This window comes from Micromonospora sp. NPDC049679 (genome assembly GCF_040659735.1).
GTDB lineage: Bacteria > Actinomycetota > Actinomycetes > Mycobacteriales > Micromonosporaceae > Micromonospora_I.
Genome location: NZ_JBFANZ010000007.1, coordinates 1 through 12,647 on the forward strand (window position 1 = coordinate 1; position 12,647 = coordinate 12,647).

The 12,647-nt window shown below is 71.4% G+C and carries 10 protein-coding genes; 4 read left to right on the forward strand and 6 right to left on the reverse strand.

The window, feature by feature from the left end; all coding sequences use genetic code 11:
• Positions 1 to 29: 29 nt before the first annotated feature.
• The 6 genes from AB0J06_RS06715 to AB0J06_RS06740 all read right to left on the reverse strand — a co-directional run bounded on the left by AB0J06_RS06715 (position 30) and on the right by AB0J06_RS06740 (position 7,000).
• A complete protein-coding gene (locus tag AB0J06_RS06715) occupies positions 30 to 1,115 on the reverse strand; it encodes an arginase family protein (RefSeq protein ID WP_357425418.1) in 1,086 nt (361 codons plus the stop codon).
• Between the two features lie 7 nt (positions 1,116 to 1,122).
• Positions 1,123 to 2,046, reverse strand: coding sequence for a tetratricopeptide repeat protein (locus AB0J06_RS06720; RefSeq protein ID WP_357425420.1), 924 nt, complete (start codon positions 2,044 to 2,046; stop codon positions 1,123 to 1,125).
• 202 nt (positions 2,047 to 2,248) lie between these two features.
• Entirely contained in the window at positions 2,249 to 3,937 is a 1,689-nt protein-coding gene (locus tag AB0J06_RS06725) for a methylmalonyl-CoA mutase family protein (RefSeq protein WP_357425422.1), read from the reverse strand.
• Positions 3,938 to 4,034: 97 nt separating this feature from the next.
• Positions 4,035 to 4,652 carry an Asp23/Gls24 family envelope stress response protein gene (locus AB0J06_RS06730; RefSeq protein ID WP_357425424.1) on the reverse strand — a complete coding sequence of 206 codons (618 nt, stop codon included), beginning with the start codon at positions 4,650 to 4,652 and terminating at the stop codon, positions 4,035 to 4,037.
• Between the two features lie 124 nt (positions 4,653 to 4,776).
• Positions 4,777 to 5,748, reverse strand: a complete 972-nt coding sequence (gene meaB / locus AB0J06_RS06735; protein WP_357425426.1) for a methylmalonyl Co-A mutase-associated GTPase MeaB — start codon at positions 5,746 to 5,748, stop codon at positions 4,777 to 4,779.
• Positions 5,749 to 5,815: 67 nt separating this feature from the next.
• Entirely contained in the window at positions 5,816 to 7,000 is a 1,185-nt protein-coding gene (locus AB0J06_RS06740; protein ID WP_357425428.1) for an acetyl-CoA C-acetyltransferase, read from the reverse strand.
• A gap of 78 nt (positions 7,001 to 7,078) precedes the next feature.
• On the opposite strand from AB0J06_RS06740, the gene mce reads away from it, so the two are divergent.
• From mce to AB0J06_RS06760, 4 genes are all read left to right on the forward strand, one after another.
• Complete coding sequence (gene mce, locus AB0J06_RS06745; RefSeq protein ID WP_357425431.1) at positions 7,079 to 7,573, forward strand: methylmalonyl-CoA epimerase; 495 nt, start codon at positions 7,079 to 7,081, stop codon at positions 7,571 to 7,573.
• A gap of 244 nt (positions 7,574 to 7,817) precedes the next feature.
• Entirely contained in the window at positions 7,818 to 9,173 is a 1,356-nt protein-coding gene (gene ccrA / locus AB0J06_RS06750) for a crotonyl-CoA carboxylase/reductase (protein ID WP_357425433.1), read from the forward strand.
• Between the two features lie 191 nt (positions 9,174 to 9,364).
• Entirely contained in the window at positions 9,365 to 10,636 is a 1,272-nt protein-coding gene (locus AB0J06_RS06755; RefSeq protein ID WP_357425435.1) for a DivIVA domain-containing protein, read from the forward strand.
• A 224-nt stretch (positions 10,637 to 10,860) separates the two neighbouring features.
• Complete coding sequence (locus AB0J06_RS06760; protein ID WP_357425437.1) at positions 10,861 to 12,588, forward strand: hypothetical protein; 1,728 nt, start codon at positions 10,861 to 10,863, stop codon at positions 12,586 to 12,588.
• Positions 12,589 to 12,647 lie beyond the last annotated feature (59 nt).

Sequence of the window (12,647 nt, forward strand, 5' to 3'; positions counted from 1 at the left end):
TGCAGCTGTGGTGCCAGAATCATCGCTATTCACGGTCTATGCGAGGCACCACAACTGCAAGATCGAGCGGAGCGGGGCGCGGGCACGCCGTCGACCGGCGACGCCGGACGTCGTAGCCGCCCCGGTCCGGCCGCCGCAGGGAGCGGCCGGAGCCGGTCCGGCACGGGGGCCGGCGGCGCGATCGGGCGGAACGGCTCCGCGTCGGCGTCCTGGACCGGGGCCAGCCCGGCCACCACCGTGGAGACGATCTCCGAGGCGTACGCGCCGTCCGGGTCGTAGTCGGGATCGAAAACGGTGATCTCCACCCCCAGGCAGTGCGGGGTGTCGACCAGGCCGGCGAGCAACAGCTCCAGCTCACCGAAGGCGATCCCGCCGGGGTCGGGGGCGTCCACCGCCGGCATGACCGCGGGGTCGAGCACGTCCACGTCGACGTGCACCCAGAAGCCCGCGCAGTCCGCGAGCTGGTCCCGCGCCCACTGCGCGGTCCGCGCCGCCCCTTCCGCCCGCAGCGCCGGCACCGGCCGGTTGACGATGCCCGCCGCCTTCAGGTCGAGGCGGTACTCGTCCTGCGCCCGCAGACCGAGCACCACCACGTCGATGTCCCGGAAGTACGGGCGCCGGCCTTCGATCGCCGCGAGATCCGCCTGCCCGCGCCCGGTGACCAGCGCCAGGTCCTCCCCGGCGGCGGCGCCGACGTACGAGGCGTTGCCGGGGTGCCGGAAGTCGGAGTGACCGTCGACGAAGACCAGCCCGACATGGCCGCCGACGGCCTCACCGAGCCGGTGCATGGCGAGCCCGGAGCCGAGCAGGATCGAGCAGTCACCACCGAGCACGACCGGGAACTCGCCGGCGTCGATGATCTCGCCGATCCGCTCGGCCAGCGCCACCGAGTAGTGCGCGATGGACCGGGCGTGACAGACGCCGTCGCCGGGACGCCAGTCCGCCGGATCGTAGCGGGGCGGGGTCAGGCAGCCGGCGTCACGCGCGCCGAGCCGGGCGAGCAGTGCGTGGTCGCGCAGCGCGCCGGGCGCCTTGGCGCAGCCCGGCACCGACGTCTCGGTCGGCGGTCGCAGACCGAGATTGGACGGCGCGTCGAGGACAGCGATCCGGCGCATGGACGGATTAGAAGAGGGCGCTGGCGAGTGCCCGCCGGGCACCTGCCACCGCAGGATCGTCGGGACCGGCCACCGTGAAGAGCGAGACGAGGTGTTTCCGGATCGTCTCCCGGTCGTCGCCGGCCGTGCGGCGCACCAACCGGACGAGCCGGGCGTACGCCCGCTCCGCGTGCCCGGTGAGCACCTCGATGTCGGCGGCGAGCAACTGCGACGGGACGTCGTCGGGGAGCGTCTCGGCGGTGGCGAGAGCCTCGTTGGGGTCGACGCCGTTCACCCGTCGGGCGAGCGCGACGTGGGCCAGGCCGGCCTCCGCCGCGGCGTCCGCCGGGGACTCCGAGAGGATTTTCTTGTACGCCTGCTCCGCCACGTCGAGATCGCCCGTGATCAGCGCCTCGTCCGCTTCCTCGAGGCGCGGGTCCTCGGGCGTGGCCACCTCCACTCCGCCCGCCTTGAGCACGGCGTCGAGCCACTGCCGCAACTGCGACTCGGGCACGACGCCGGAGAACGCGTCGATCGGCTGTCCGCCGACGACCGCGTAGACCATCGGGATGCCCTGCACCCGGAACATCTGCGCCAACCGCGGGTTGGCGTCAACGTCGATCCGGGCGAGCACCCAGGCGCCGGCGTCTTCGGTGGCCAGGCGCTCGAGCACCGGCGAGAGCTGCTTGCAGGGCTCGCACCACTCCGCCCAGAAGTCGACCACGACCGGGACGGTCAGCGAGCGCTCCAGCACCTCGGACTGGAAGGTCGCCTCCGTGACGTCGATGACCGCGACTCCACCCGGCGCCGCGCCGCCGGCCGCGCCCGTGGGGCCGTGCGCGTCCGGCACCTCGGCCGTGGGGCGGGTGGCGGTCTGGGCGGCGCTGCGCAATGCGCTGAGGTCTACCGCGCCGCGGGTGAAAATCGACGGGGTCGTGCGTGGGTCGCTCATGGTTACCTAGTCTCGCATGCGGTACGGCCAACCCTCATCGTCTCTTTCCCGACCCGGTCGCGGATCCCGCATGTCGCACCGCCCGGTCCGCGCGGCACCCCCGCGACCCCGTCGATCAAGGACATGTTCTCGTGGATTGATCTTCAATCGTGTGAATATGTCCTTGATCGACGCGAACATCCTTGATCGGCGGGATCGTCGCCTAGAAGCGGGCCGGCTCCCGGTACACGCCCCATTCCGCGCGCAGGGCGTCGCAGATCTCGCCGAGCGTCGCCTCCACGCGTACGGCGTCGAGCATCGCCGGAACCATGTTCTCGCCGCTCCGGGCGGTCGCGATCATCCGCTCCAACGCCGCCTCGACCGCCGCCTTGTCCCGACCGCTCTTCCGATCGGCCAGCAGCCGCTTCTGCTCGATCTCCACCTCGTGCGAGATGCGCAGGATCTCCAGCTCCTTGGCGACCGTGCCGGTGTGACAGTTGACTCCGACGATCTTCTTCTCGCCCTTCTCCAGGGCCTGCTGGTAGACGAACGCCGACTCGGCGATCTGGCTGGTGAACCAGCCGTCCTCGATGCCGCGCAGGATGCCGGAGGTCATCGGCCCGATCCGGTGGGGCCCATCGCCGGCGAGCTGCCGGATCCGGGCGAAGATCTTCTCCGCCTCGGCTTCGATCTTGTCGGTGAGCGCCTCGACGTACCACGAGCCGCCCAGCGGATCCGCCACGTTCGTCACCCCCGTCTCCTCCATCAGCACCTGCTGCGTGCGCAGAGCGATCTCGGCGGACTCGTCGGTGGGGAGCGCGAGCGTCTCGTCGAGGGCGTTGGTGTGCAGCGAGTTGGTGCCGCCGAGCACGGCGGCGAGCGCCTCGACCGCCGTACGGACGACGTTGTTGACCGGCTGCTGCGCGGTCAGCGACACCCCGGCGGTCTGCGTGTGGAAGCGGAGCCAGAGCGCCTTCTCGCTGGTGGCGCCGTATTCGTCGCGCAGCCACCGGGCCCAGATCCGGCGGGCGGCCCGGAACTTGGCGATCTCCTCGAAGAAGTCGAGATGTGAGTCGAAGAAGAAGCTCAGCCCCGGCGCGAAGACGTTGACGTCCAGCCCGCGGGAGAGCCCCAGCTCGACGTAGCCGAAGCCGTCGGCGAGCGTGAAGGCCAGCTCCTCCGCCGCCGTGGATCCGGCCTCCCTGATGTGGTAGCCGGAGACCGAGACCGGCTTGTAGCGCGGGATCTCCCGCGCGCAGTACTCCATCAGGTCACCGATCAACCGCAGGTGCGGCTCCGGGTCGAAGAGCCACTCCTTCTGCGCGATGTACTCCTTGAAGATGTCCGTCTGCAGGGTGCCGTCCAGCTTGGACAGATCCGCGCCCTGGCGCTCGGCGGCGACCAGGTACATGCAGAAGACCGGCACGGCCGGACCGGAGATCGTCATGGACGTGGTGACGCCGGCCAGGTCGATGCCGTCGAAGAGTTCGTCCATGTCGGCGGCGGTGTCGATCGCCACCCCGCAGTGCCCGACCTCGCCGAGCGCCTGCGGGTCGTCGGAGTCACGTCCCATCAGCGTGGGCATGTCGAAGGCGACCGAGAGGCCGCCCCCGCCCGCGCCGAGGATCATCTTGTAGCGCTCGTTGGTCTGCTGGGCGTTGCCGAACCCGGCGAACTGCCGGATCGTCCAGGTCCGCCCCCGGTAGCCGGTGGGGTGCAGACCCCGGGTGTACGGGTATTCGCCGGGCCAGCCGATCCGGTCGAAGCCCGGCACGTCGGCGCCGGGCGGTGGCCCGTACACCGGGTCGACCGGCATGCCGGAGAGCGTGGTGAAGTCCGCGTCGCGCTTGCGGGCCGCGTCGTAACGGGCCTGCCAGCGCGCGCGGCCGGCGGCGATCTCGTGGGCGTCCATCCGGGGGCTCCTCCTTGAGTCCTCGACCTGGTGTCGAGTCTAGGACGTCACCCTGAACGATCCCTAAGGCATGCCGAACCCGCAAGTAACTCCCGGGTCAGACCTGGTAATCGACGGCCCGGCTCTCGTCGTCGCCGACCGGTCCGGTGTCCTCGACGTGGATGTCGTCGACCCGGATGTTGACCTCGATGACGCTCAGCCCGAGCAGGTTCTCCACCGCGGTCACCACCTTGGCGCGCACCTTCTCCGTCACGGAGTGGACGACGAAGCCGTACTCCAGCACCAGGGTGACGTCGATGGCGGCCGTGTTCCCGTCGAGCCGCACCGAAATGCCCCGATCGGCGTCTTCCGCCGAGTCCGCCATACCCACGCGTTCCTTGACGGAGGCGAAGAACCGGGCCACATCGCCACCCAGGTCGTAGACACCGGGCACGTCGCGTGCGGCGATGCCGGCGATCTTCTCGACGACCTCGTCGGCGATGCTCGTGGCGCCCCGGTCCGCCGGCAGCTCCGCGGTGTTGCGCACCCGGTCGACCACCTGCGACGCGATCCGCCCGGAGGCCGCCGTCGCCCGCTCGACCGCCGCACCGGCGCGCTCCACCGCGTCGCCGACCGTCTCGCCGAGCTGCTCGATCGCTCCCGGCCCACGCTGGAGCTCGGCCTCCGCCGTCGCCTCCCGGCGCTGCACGGGGATCTCGGATGCGACATCGGTCATGGCGTCTCCCTTTTCATGCCTATCCGGGTCGGGACTGGCGGGAGCGTATAGGCCGGTGTCCACCGTGGAAAGACCCGGCCCGGCGGCGCCACGGGCGATCAGGGTGGGCGCGGACGAGATCGCCTCAGGGGGCGAGCTCGTCCAGCAGGCGACGGGCGGCGGCGTAGGGATCGAGTTCGCCGGCGGCGACCTTCCCGGCGAGGGTCGCGAGCTCCGTACCTTCGCGCAGTGAGCCCAGCCGGGCGCGCAGCTCGCCCATCGCGATCGCCTCGACCTCGGCGGCGGCCCGCGCCTCGCGGCGGAGCCGCAGCTCGCCGTGCTCAACCAGCCAGCCACGGTGCTTGTCGATCGCGGTCGCGATGTCGTCGATCCCCTCGCCCCGCGCGGCCACCGCCCGCACGACCTGCGGCCGCCAATCCCCCGGACCGCGCTCGCCGAGCCCGATCATGCCCTGGATGTCGCGGTAGGTGGCGTCGGCGCCGTCCCGGTCGGCCTTGTTGACCACGAACACGTCGGCGATCTCCAGGATGCCGGCCTTGACCGCCTGGATGGCGTCGCCCATGCCGGGCGCGAGCAGCACCAGCGTGGTGTCGGCCAGCGAGGCGACCTCCACCTCGGCCTGCCCCACACCGACCGTCTCGATCAGCACGACGTCGCAGCCGGCGCCCTCGAGCACCCGGACCGCCTGCGGCGTCGCCGCGGCGAGACCGCCGAGGTGACCACGGCTGGACATGGAACGGATGTAGACGCCCGGGTCGGTGGCATGGTCCTGCATGCGCACGCGGTCGCCGAGGATCGCCCCGCCCGTGTAGGGGCTGGACGGGTCGACCGCGAGCACCCCGACCCGGTGGCCCTGCGCGCGCAGCACCCGGACCAGCTCGTTCGTGGTGGTCGACTTGCCGACGCCCGGCGAGCCGGTGAGACCGACGACCTGCGCCCGGCCGGTGTGCGGGGCGAGCGCCGCCGCGACCTCGGGCAACACCTCGTCCCCCGACTCGACCAGCGTGATCAGCCGGGCCACCGCGCGGGGGTCACCCTCGCGAGCCCTGTCGACCAGCATCGGTACGTCCCGGCTGCGCCGTACGGATGCGCTCATGCCACCCCGTTCCATGATCGTGGAGGCCGTCGGGCGGCCTCCACGATCATTCCGAGAACTGCCGTCGTCACGCCTTGGGGACCCGGATGATCAGTGCGTCACCCTGACCGCCGCCGCCGCAGAGCGCCGCCGCACCGGTGCCGCCCCCACGCCGCTTGAGCTCCAGAGCGAGCGTGAGTACGAGGCGCGCGCCGGACATGCCGATCGGGTGGCCGAGCGCGATCGCGCCACCGTTGACGTTGACGATCTCGGGGTTGACGCCCAGGTCACGGGTGGACTGGATGCCGACCGCGGCGAACGCCTCGTTGATCTCGATCAGGTCGAGGTCGGCGACGGTCAGGCCGTCCTTCTGCAGCGCCTGCGCGATCGCGTTGGAGGGCTGGGAGTGCAGCGAGTTGTCCGGCCCGGCCACGTTGCCGTGCGCGCCGATCTCGGCGAGCCAGCTGAGCCCGAGCTCCTCGGCCTTGGCCTTGCTCATCACGACGACGGCGCAGGCGCCGTCGGAGATCGGCGAGGAGCTCGCGGCGGTGATCGTGCCGTCCTTGCTGAAGGCGGGGCGCAGCTTCCCCAGCGACTCGGCGGTGGTGTCGGGGCGGATGCCCTCGTCCTCGCCGACCACGATCGGGTCGCCCTTGCGCTGCGGGATCGACACCGGGGCGATCTCCTCGGCGAAGGCGCCGTTCTTCTGCGCGGCGGCGGCCCGCTGGTGGCTGGCGGCGGCGAACGAGTCCTGCTCCTCGCGGGTGATCCCGTGTTTGGCGCCGTGCCGTTCGGTCGACTCCCCCATCGAGCAGCAGTCCCACGCGTCGGTCAGGCCGTCGAGCGCCATGTGGTCCTTGATGACCACGTCGCCGTACTTGTAGCCGGCGCGCTGGCCGACCAGCAGGTGCGGGGCGTTGGTCATCGACTCCATGCCGCCGGCGACCACGATGTCGAACTCGCCGGCGCGGATGAGTTGGTCGGCCAGCGCGATGGCGTCGAGGCCGGAGAGGCACACCTTGTTGATGGTCAGCGCGGGCACCGACATCGGTATGCCGGCCTCGACCGCGGCCTGGCGGGCCGGGATCTGGCCGGCGCCGGCCTGCAGCACCTGGCCCATGATCGTGTACTGCACCTGCTCGGGGGCGACCCCGGCGCGCTCCAGCGCCGCCTTGATCGCGACCGCGCCGAGCTTCGTGGCCGGGAAGTCCTTGAGGTTGCCGAGCAGCCGCCCCATCGGGGTACGCGCGCCGCTGACGATCACCGAGCTCATGGGGATACCGCCTCCGCACAATGGGACGGGCCGGGGGGCCGGCACCAACTTAACGATGGTTCGGTCAGACTAACCCGCATGGTTGACAACTCCCCTGCCGAGTCCGCTGCGGACTATGTCACAGGCGCATCAGCGCAGAGCATCGGAATCCTCCGCATCGACCATGTCGGCGTCGCCGTGGCCGACCTCGATGCGGCGATCGAGTTCTACGGCCGCGTCTTCGGCATGCGCTGTGTGCACGTCGAGACCAACGAGGAGCAGGGCGTGCGTGAGGCGATGATGGCCGTCGGCCCGTCGACCGAGGGCGGCTGCGTGCAACTGCTGGCCCCACTCTCGCCGTCCTCCACGATCGCGAAGTTCCTCGAGCGGAGCGGACCGGGCGTCCAGCAGGTCGCGTACACGGTGGCCGATGTCGATGCGACCTGCGCGGCGCTGCGCGAGCGCGGAATGCGCCTGCTCTACGAGACTCCGCGCCGCGGCACCGCGAATTCGCGGATCAACTTCGTCCACCCGAAGGACGCGGGCGGGGTCCTGGTCGAACTGGTCGAGCCCGCCTCCGCGGACGCGCACTGACGGCCGCGACGCCTGAACGGGAGCGCGGAAGGGCAGCAACGCGCAGCTTCGCGCAGCCGTCGATGCTCTATTTCACAAACGCCTTCCGTACCCTAGCTACCGTTCAGTAACCTGCCCTCAACAGCGGCGTTACCGGCCCGGATGTGTCGTGTGTCCACATAGCCGCCGACCGACGAGCCGTCCCAAGATGCCCCTACGCCGCAGCGTGCCGGCCGCGGCGCGGACGAAGTGGAGGTCACCCCCCGTGCAGGACATCCTCGACGCGATCATGAGTGCGGAAGGCTCGGCGGATCCCGCCAGGGAACTCGCCGCGATCGCCGGGCTGCCGGTGCCGGAGAGCTACCAGGGCATCGTCGTCCGCGCCGACGAGACGACCATGTTCGACGGCATCCCCACCAAGGACCGCGACCCGCGCAAGGCGCTGCACCTGCAGGAGGTGCCCACGCCGGAGCTCGCGCCCGGCGAGGCCCTCATCGCCGTCATGGCGAGCGCGATCAACTACAACACGGTCTGGACCAGCATCTTCGAGCCGCTGCCGACCTTCAAGTTCCTCCAGCGCTACGGCCGGCTCTCCGAGCTGACCAAGCGGCACGACCTGCCGTACCACGTCGTCGGCTCGGACGCCGCCGGCGTCGTGCTGCGGGTCGGCCCCGGTGTCACCCGGTGGAAGCCGGGCGACGAGGTCGTCGCCCACTGCCTCTCGGTGGAACTGGAGGACGCGGCCGGGCACGACGACACGATGCTCGACCCGCAGCAACGGATCTGGGGCTTCGAGACCAACTTCGGCGGACTGGCCGAAATGTCGGTGGTCAAGGCCAACCAGCTCATGCCGAAGCCGCGTCACCTGAGCTGGGAGGAGGCGGCGAGCCCCGGGCTGGTCAACTCCACCGCCTACCGCCAGCTCGTCTCCCACCACGGGGCGAACATGAAGCAGGGCGACGTCGTGCTGATCTGGGGCGCCTCGGGCGGCCTGGGCAGCTACGCGACGCAGATGGCGCTCAACGGCGGCGCGATCCCGGTCTGCGTGGTCTCCAGCCCGGACAAGGCCGAGCTGTGCCGGCGGATGGGCGCCGAACTCGTCATCGACCGCGCCGCGGAGGGCTTCCGCTTCTGGTCCGACGAGCAGACCCAGGACCCGACCGAGTGGCGGCGCTTCGGCGAGCGCATCCGCGAACTCACCGGTGGCGAGGACCCGGACATCGTGTTCGAGCACCCGGGTCGGGAGACGTTCGGCGCAAGCGTCTTCGTGGCCAAGAAGGGTGGCACGATCGTCACCTGCGCCTCGACCTCCGGCTACCTGCATCAGTACGACAACCGCTATCTCTGGATGAACCTCAAGCGCATCGTCGGCAGCCACTTCGCCAACTACCGCGAGGCGTGGGAGGCGAACCGACTCATCGCCCTCGGCCGCGTCCACCCGACCGTGTCGCGCACCTACCCGCTGGAGCAGACCGGCCAGGCCGCGTACGAGGTGCACCGCAATGCCCATCAGGGCAAGGTCGGCGTGCGGTGCCTCGCGCCCACCGACGGCCTCGGGGTGCGCGACGGCGAGCTGCGCAGCCGGCACGAGGACGCGATCAACCGATTCCGCGGCCACTGACCCCTCCGGGGGAAGGAATCCTTCCTCATATCTGTGGGTGAACCCACGACGGCTCGCCGTCGTGGGTTCACCCACAGATGCCGGAGCTGTTGCGGGGTCGTGACACGCCGGAGAAATGACCTTGCAGCCAAAGCGCGACATGGGTCCTACGCTCTTGCGACCCCCCCTGGTGTGTCTGCCAGTATGTCCCAATGCCCCAGCAGCAGTCCTCCCTTGCGTTCTTCGACAACGCCAACGCGCCGCACGACTTCACCGTCGTGCTCCGTGGCTACGACCGCAGCCAGGTGGATGATCACCTGCAGCGGCTGGTGGCCGCCCTCACCCAGTCCGAGCAGGCGCGCGGTGAGGCCGAGCAGCGGATGAACGACGCGCAGCGCCGGCTTCGCCAGGCCGAGCAGCGCCTGAACTCGATCGAGCAGAAGCTCACCGACACCAACAAGCAGCTCGAAGAGAACAACCGGCCGACCCTGTCCGGGCTGGGCACCCGGGTCGAGCAGATCCTGCGGCTCGCCGAGGAGCAGGCCAACGACCACCGCGGCGAGGCCAAGCGCGAGTCGGAGGGCATTCTCTCGGCGGCGCGCCTCGAGGCCCGCGAGATCACCGACAAGGCCCGCGCCGAGGCTGCCGCGATGAAGGCGAATGCCGAGCGCGAGGCCGGCACTCTCCGCACCGCCGCCGAGCGGGAAGCCGCCGAGGTGCGCGTGCAGGCCCGCCGCGAGGCCGACATGCTGCGCGCTGACGCCGACCGCGAGACCAAGCAGCTGCGCACCGTCACCGCGCACGAGGTGGCCGAGCTCAAGTCGACCGTCGAGCGCGAGGTCGCGACCCTGCGGGCCACGGCCGAGCGGGAGATCACGCAGCAGCGCGCGAAGGCCGCCCGGGAGGCCGAGGAGAAGCGCGCCGAGGCGACCAAGCTGCTCACGGACGCCCGCGACAAGCGCGACAAGGACCTGCAGGCCCTGGAGCTGCAGCTGGCCGAGCGGCGCGAAAAGGCCGAGCGCGAGGAGTCCGAGCGGCACGCCGCGCAGGTCGGGCAGACGCAGAAGCTCGTCGCCGAGGCTGAGGAGCGCGCCCGCGCCGCGGAGGACCGCGCCAAGGAGATCGAGCAGCGCGCCGAGGCGCGCCGCGTCGAGTCCGAGCGCAGCGCCGCCGACACGATCGAAAAGGCCAAGGCGCTCTCCGAGAAGACTCTCAACGAGGCGCGTTCCGAGGCGCACCGCGTGCTCAACGAGGCGCGCACGGAGGCCGAGCTGACCACGCAGACGGCCCGCCGCCAGGTTGAGGACCTGACGCGTCAGAAGGACGCGGTCACCGCGCAGCTCGGGCAGATGCTCTCCGGCCTGGCCGGCATCGTGCCGGGCGTGCCGCAGCAGGCCGCCAAGGCGGAGGCGCCGAAAGCGGAGGCGCCGAAAGCGGACAAGGGCGACTCCGGCGAACGGGCCAACGCCAGCGCCGCGAGCTGAACGGTCGGGACGACGGATGCGCCCACCCCGGTCGACCGACCGGACGACGGGCGTGAAACGGGGCTGAAACGGCTGACGGGCCGCACCGGAAAACGCCCGGTGCGGCCCTCGTCGTACCCGCCCGGACAAAGCTTCGCGGCCGGCATTTCAGTAGGAGCTACCGGAGCGCTGTCACGAGCGTGAGTATCGCCGCGGGACCCGACGAGGCGTGTGAGGATGGAGCCATGGCGCACGGCGAGGAACTGTTCACTCTTGACGGGGACGTGACCTCGGAGCCGAGCTTTGAGTCGGCGCTTCGGGGCTACGACAGGCGGCAGGTCGACCGGTACGTCGCCCGGACGGAGAGCGAGCTCGCGACGCTCTCGTCCGAACGCGAGCAGGCGTACGTGGAGATGCACACGCTCGCCGCGCAGGTCGAGCAGCTCCAGATCGAGCTGAGCGAGCTGCGCAAACAGACGAGCTTCATCGATCAGGTCTCCTTCCGCCACCTGGGGCCCCGGGTCGAGCACATCCTGACGCTCGCCGAGGAGCAGGCCCAGGCGATCAGATCCGACACCGCCGAAGAAATCCAGGCGCGCCGGGACGAGGCCGACCGGTTGGTCGCGGAAGCCCGCGAGCAGTCCGCGGCCGCGATCCGCGATTTCGAACTCGCGCTGGCGGCGCGCCGGGCGGACGAGGAAAAGGTCGACGCCGCGCGGCGCGCGGACGCGGAGGCGGGCATCGCCGCCGCCTGGGAAGAAGCCGAACGGCTCCGGGTCGCGGGCGAGAACACCATCGCGGCGGCGCGCGAAGAAGCGGAGCGACTCGTCGCGGCGGGCGAGGCCGCGCATGCGGAGGCGCAGCGGGAAGCGGCCCACGCCGCAGAGCAGACGGCACAGTACGTGAACCGCACGCGCGCCGAGACCGAGGCGTACGTCCACCGGACCCGGTCGGAGACCGAGGCCTGGGTCGAGCAGACCCGGACGCAGACGCGGCACGAACTCGGTCAGTGGCGCAGCACGGTGGAGCAGGAGATCGCCCAGCGTCAGGCCGCCACCGAGCAGGAGGTGGCCGCGGCGCGCGCGGCCGCCCAGCAGGAGATCGCGCAGTGGCGGGCCGGCACGGAGCAGGAGCTGACGCAGCAGCGCGCCGCGACCGAGCAGGAGATCAACGAGCGGAAGGCCGCGGCGGAGCAGGAACTCGCCGAGGTGACCCGGGAGCTCAACCAGCGTCGCACCGCCACCGAGCACGAGCTGGCCGGCCTGCGTGCCGCCGCCGAGCAGGAGGTCGCGCAGTGGCGGAACACCACGCAGGAGGAGTGCGGCGCGCAACGCACCGAAGCCGAGCAGTACGCCATCCACGTACGCCAGCGCGCCGAGGAGCAGGCGGTCAGCGTGCGGCGGCAGGCCGAGGAGCAGGCCGCGGGCGTACGAAAGGCCGCAGAGGAACGCGCCGTCAGCCTGCGTCGGCACTCGGAGGAGCACGCCGCGACGGCGCAACGGCAGCTCGCGGCGACGCAGCAGCACCTCGCCTCCGCGCAACGCGAAGTGATCGAGGCGCGGCAGCAGCTCATGGAGGTGCTGCAGGAGGTGGCCGAGGCGCAGCAGTCGCTGGCCGACGTCCGGCACCAGATGGTGACGTCGCGGCAGGAGTCCGACCAGGTGGAGCGGCGCCTCTCCGAGCTGCGGCAGCAGTTGCTCGCGGAGCGCAACCGGTTGACGGAGGCGCAACGCGCGGCGGAGCTCGCGGAGCGTCAACTGGCCGAGACGCAGCGGGCGGCCACCCGCGCCGACGGGAAGAAGGCGGTCGCGGCCGACCAGCCGGTGGCGGTGGAAGAGACGCCCGAGCCGGTGGGGGCGGCTGCCGGGAAGTCGGAAACCGCAGCGGGGTCGGGGAAGACGCAGACCGAACCGGCGGATGGGGCCGCGGATCGCGGCGCGACGCCGGAGCGGGTGGGGGCCGACGCCGACTAGGCCCCCACACCCTGTCCCCTCGGGTGGCCCCGGGTGGCCGGTGCCGTTACCCTGCCGAC

Bases quoted from the DNA above. Each gene is read 5' to 3' on its own strand.
- AB0J06_RS06715 (WP_357425418.1), bottom strand. From the start codon at position 1,115: ATGCGCCGGATCGCTGTCCTCGACGCGCCGTCCAATCTCGGTCTGCGA.
- AB0J06_RS06720 (WP_357425420.1), bottom strand. From the start codon at position 2,046: ATGAGCGACCCACGCACGACCCCGTCGATTTTCACCCGCGGCGCGGTA.
- AB0J06_RS06725 (WP_357425422.1), bottom strand. From the start codon at position 3,937: ATGGACGCCCACGAGATCGCCGCCGGCCGCGCGCGCTGGCAGGCCCGT.
- AB0J06_RS06730 (WP_357425424.1), bottom strand. From the start codon at position 4,652: ATGACCGATGTCGCATCCGAGATCCCCGTGCAGCGCCGGGAGGCGACG.
- meaB (WP_357425426.1), bottom strand. From the start codon at position 5,748: ATGAGCGCATCCGTACGGCGCAGCCGGGACGTACCGATGCTGGTCGAC.
- AB0J06_RS06740 (WP_357425428.1), bottom strand. From the start codon at position 7,000: ATGAGCTCGGTGATCGTCAGCGGCGCGCGTACCCCGATGGGGCGGCTG.
- mce (WP_357425431.1), top strand. From the start codon at position 7,079: ATGGTTGACAACTCCCCTGCCGAGTCCGCTGCGGACTATGTCACAGGC.
- AB0J06_RS06755 (WP_357425435.1), top strand. From the start codon at position 9,365: ATGCCCCAGCAGCAGTCCTCCCTTGCGTTCTTCGACAACGCCAACGCG.
- AB0J06_RS06760 (WP_357425437.1), top strand. From the start codon at position 10,861: ATGGCGCACGGCGAGGAACTGTTCACTCTTGACGGGGACGTGACCTCG.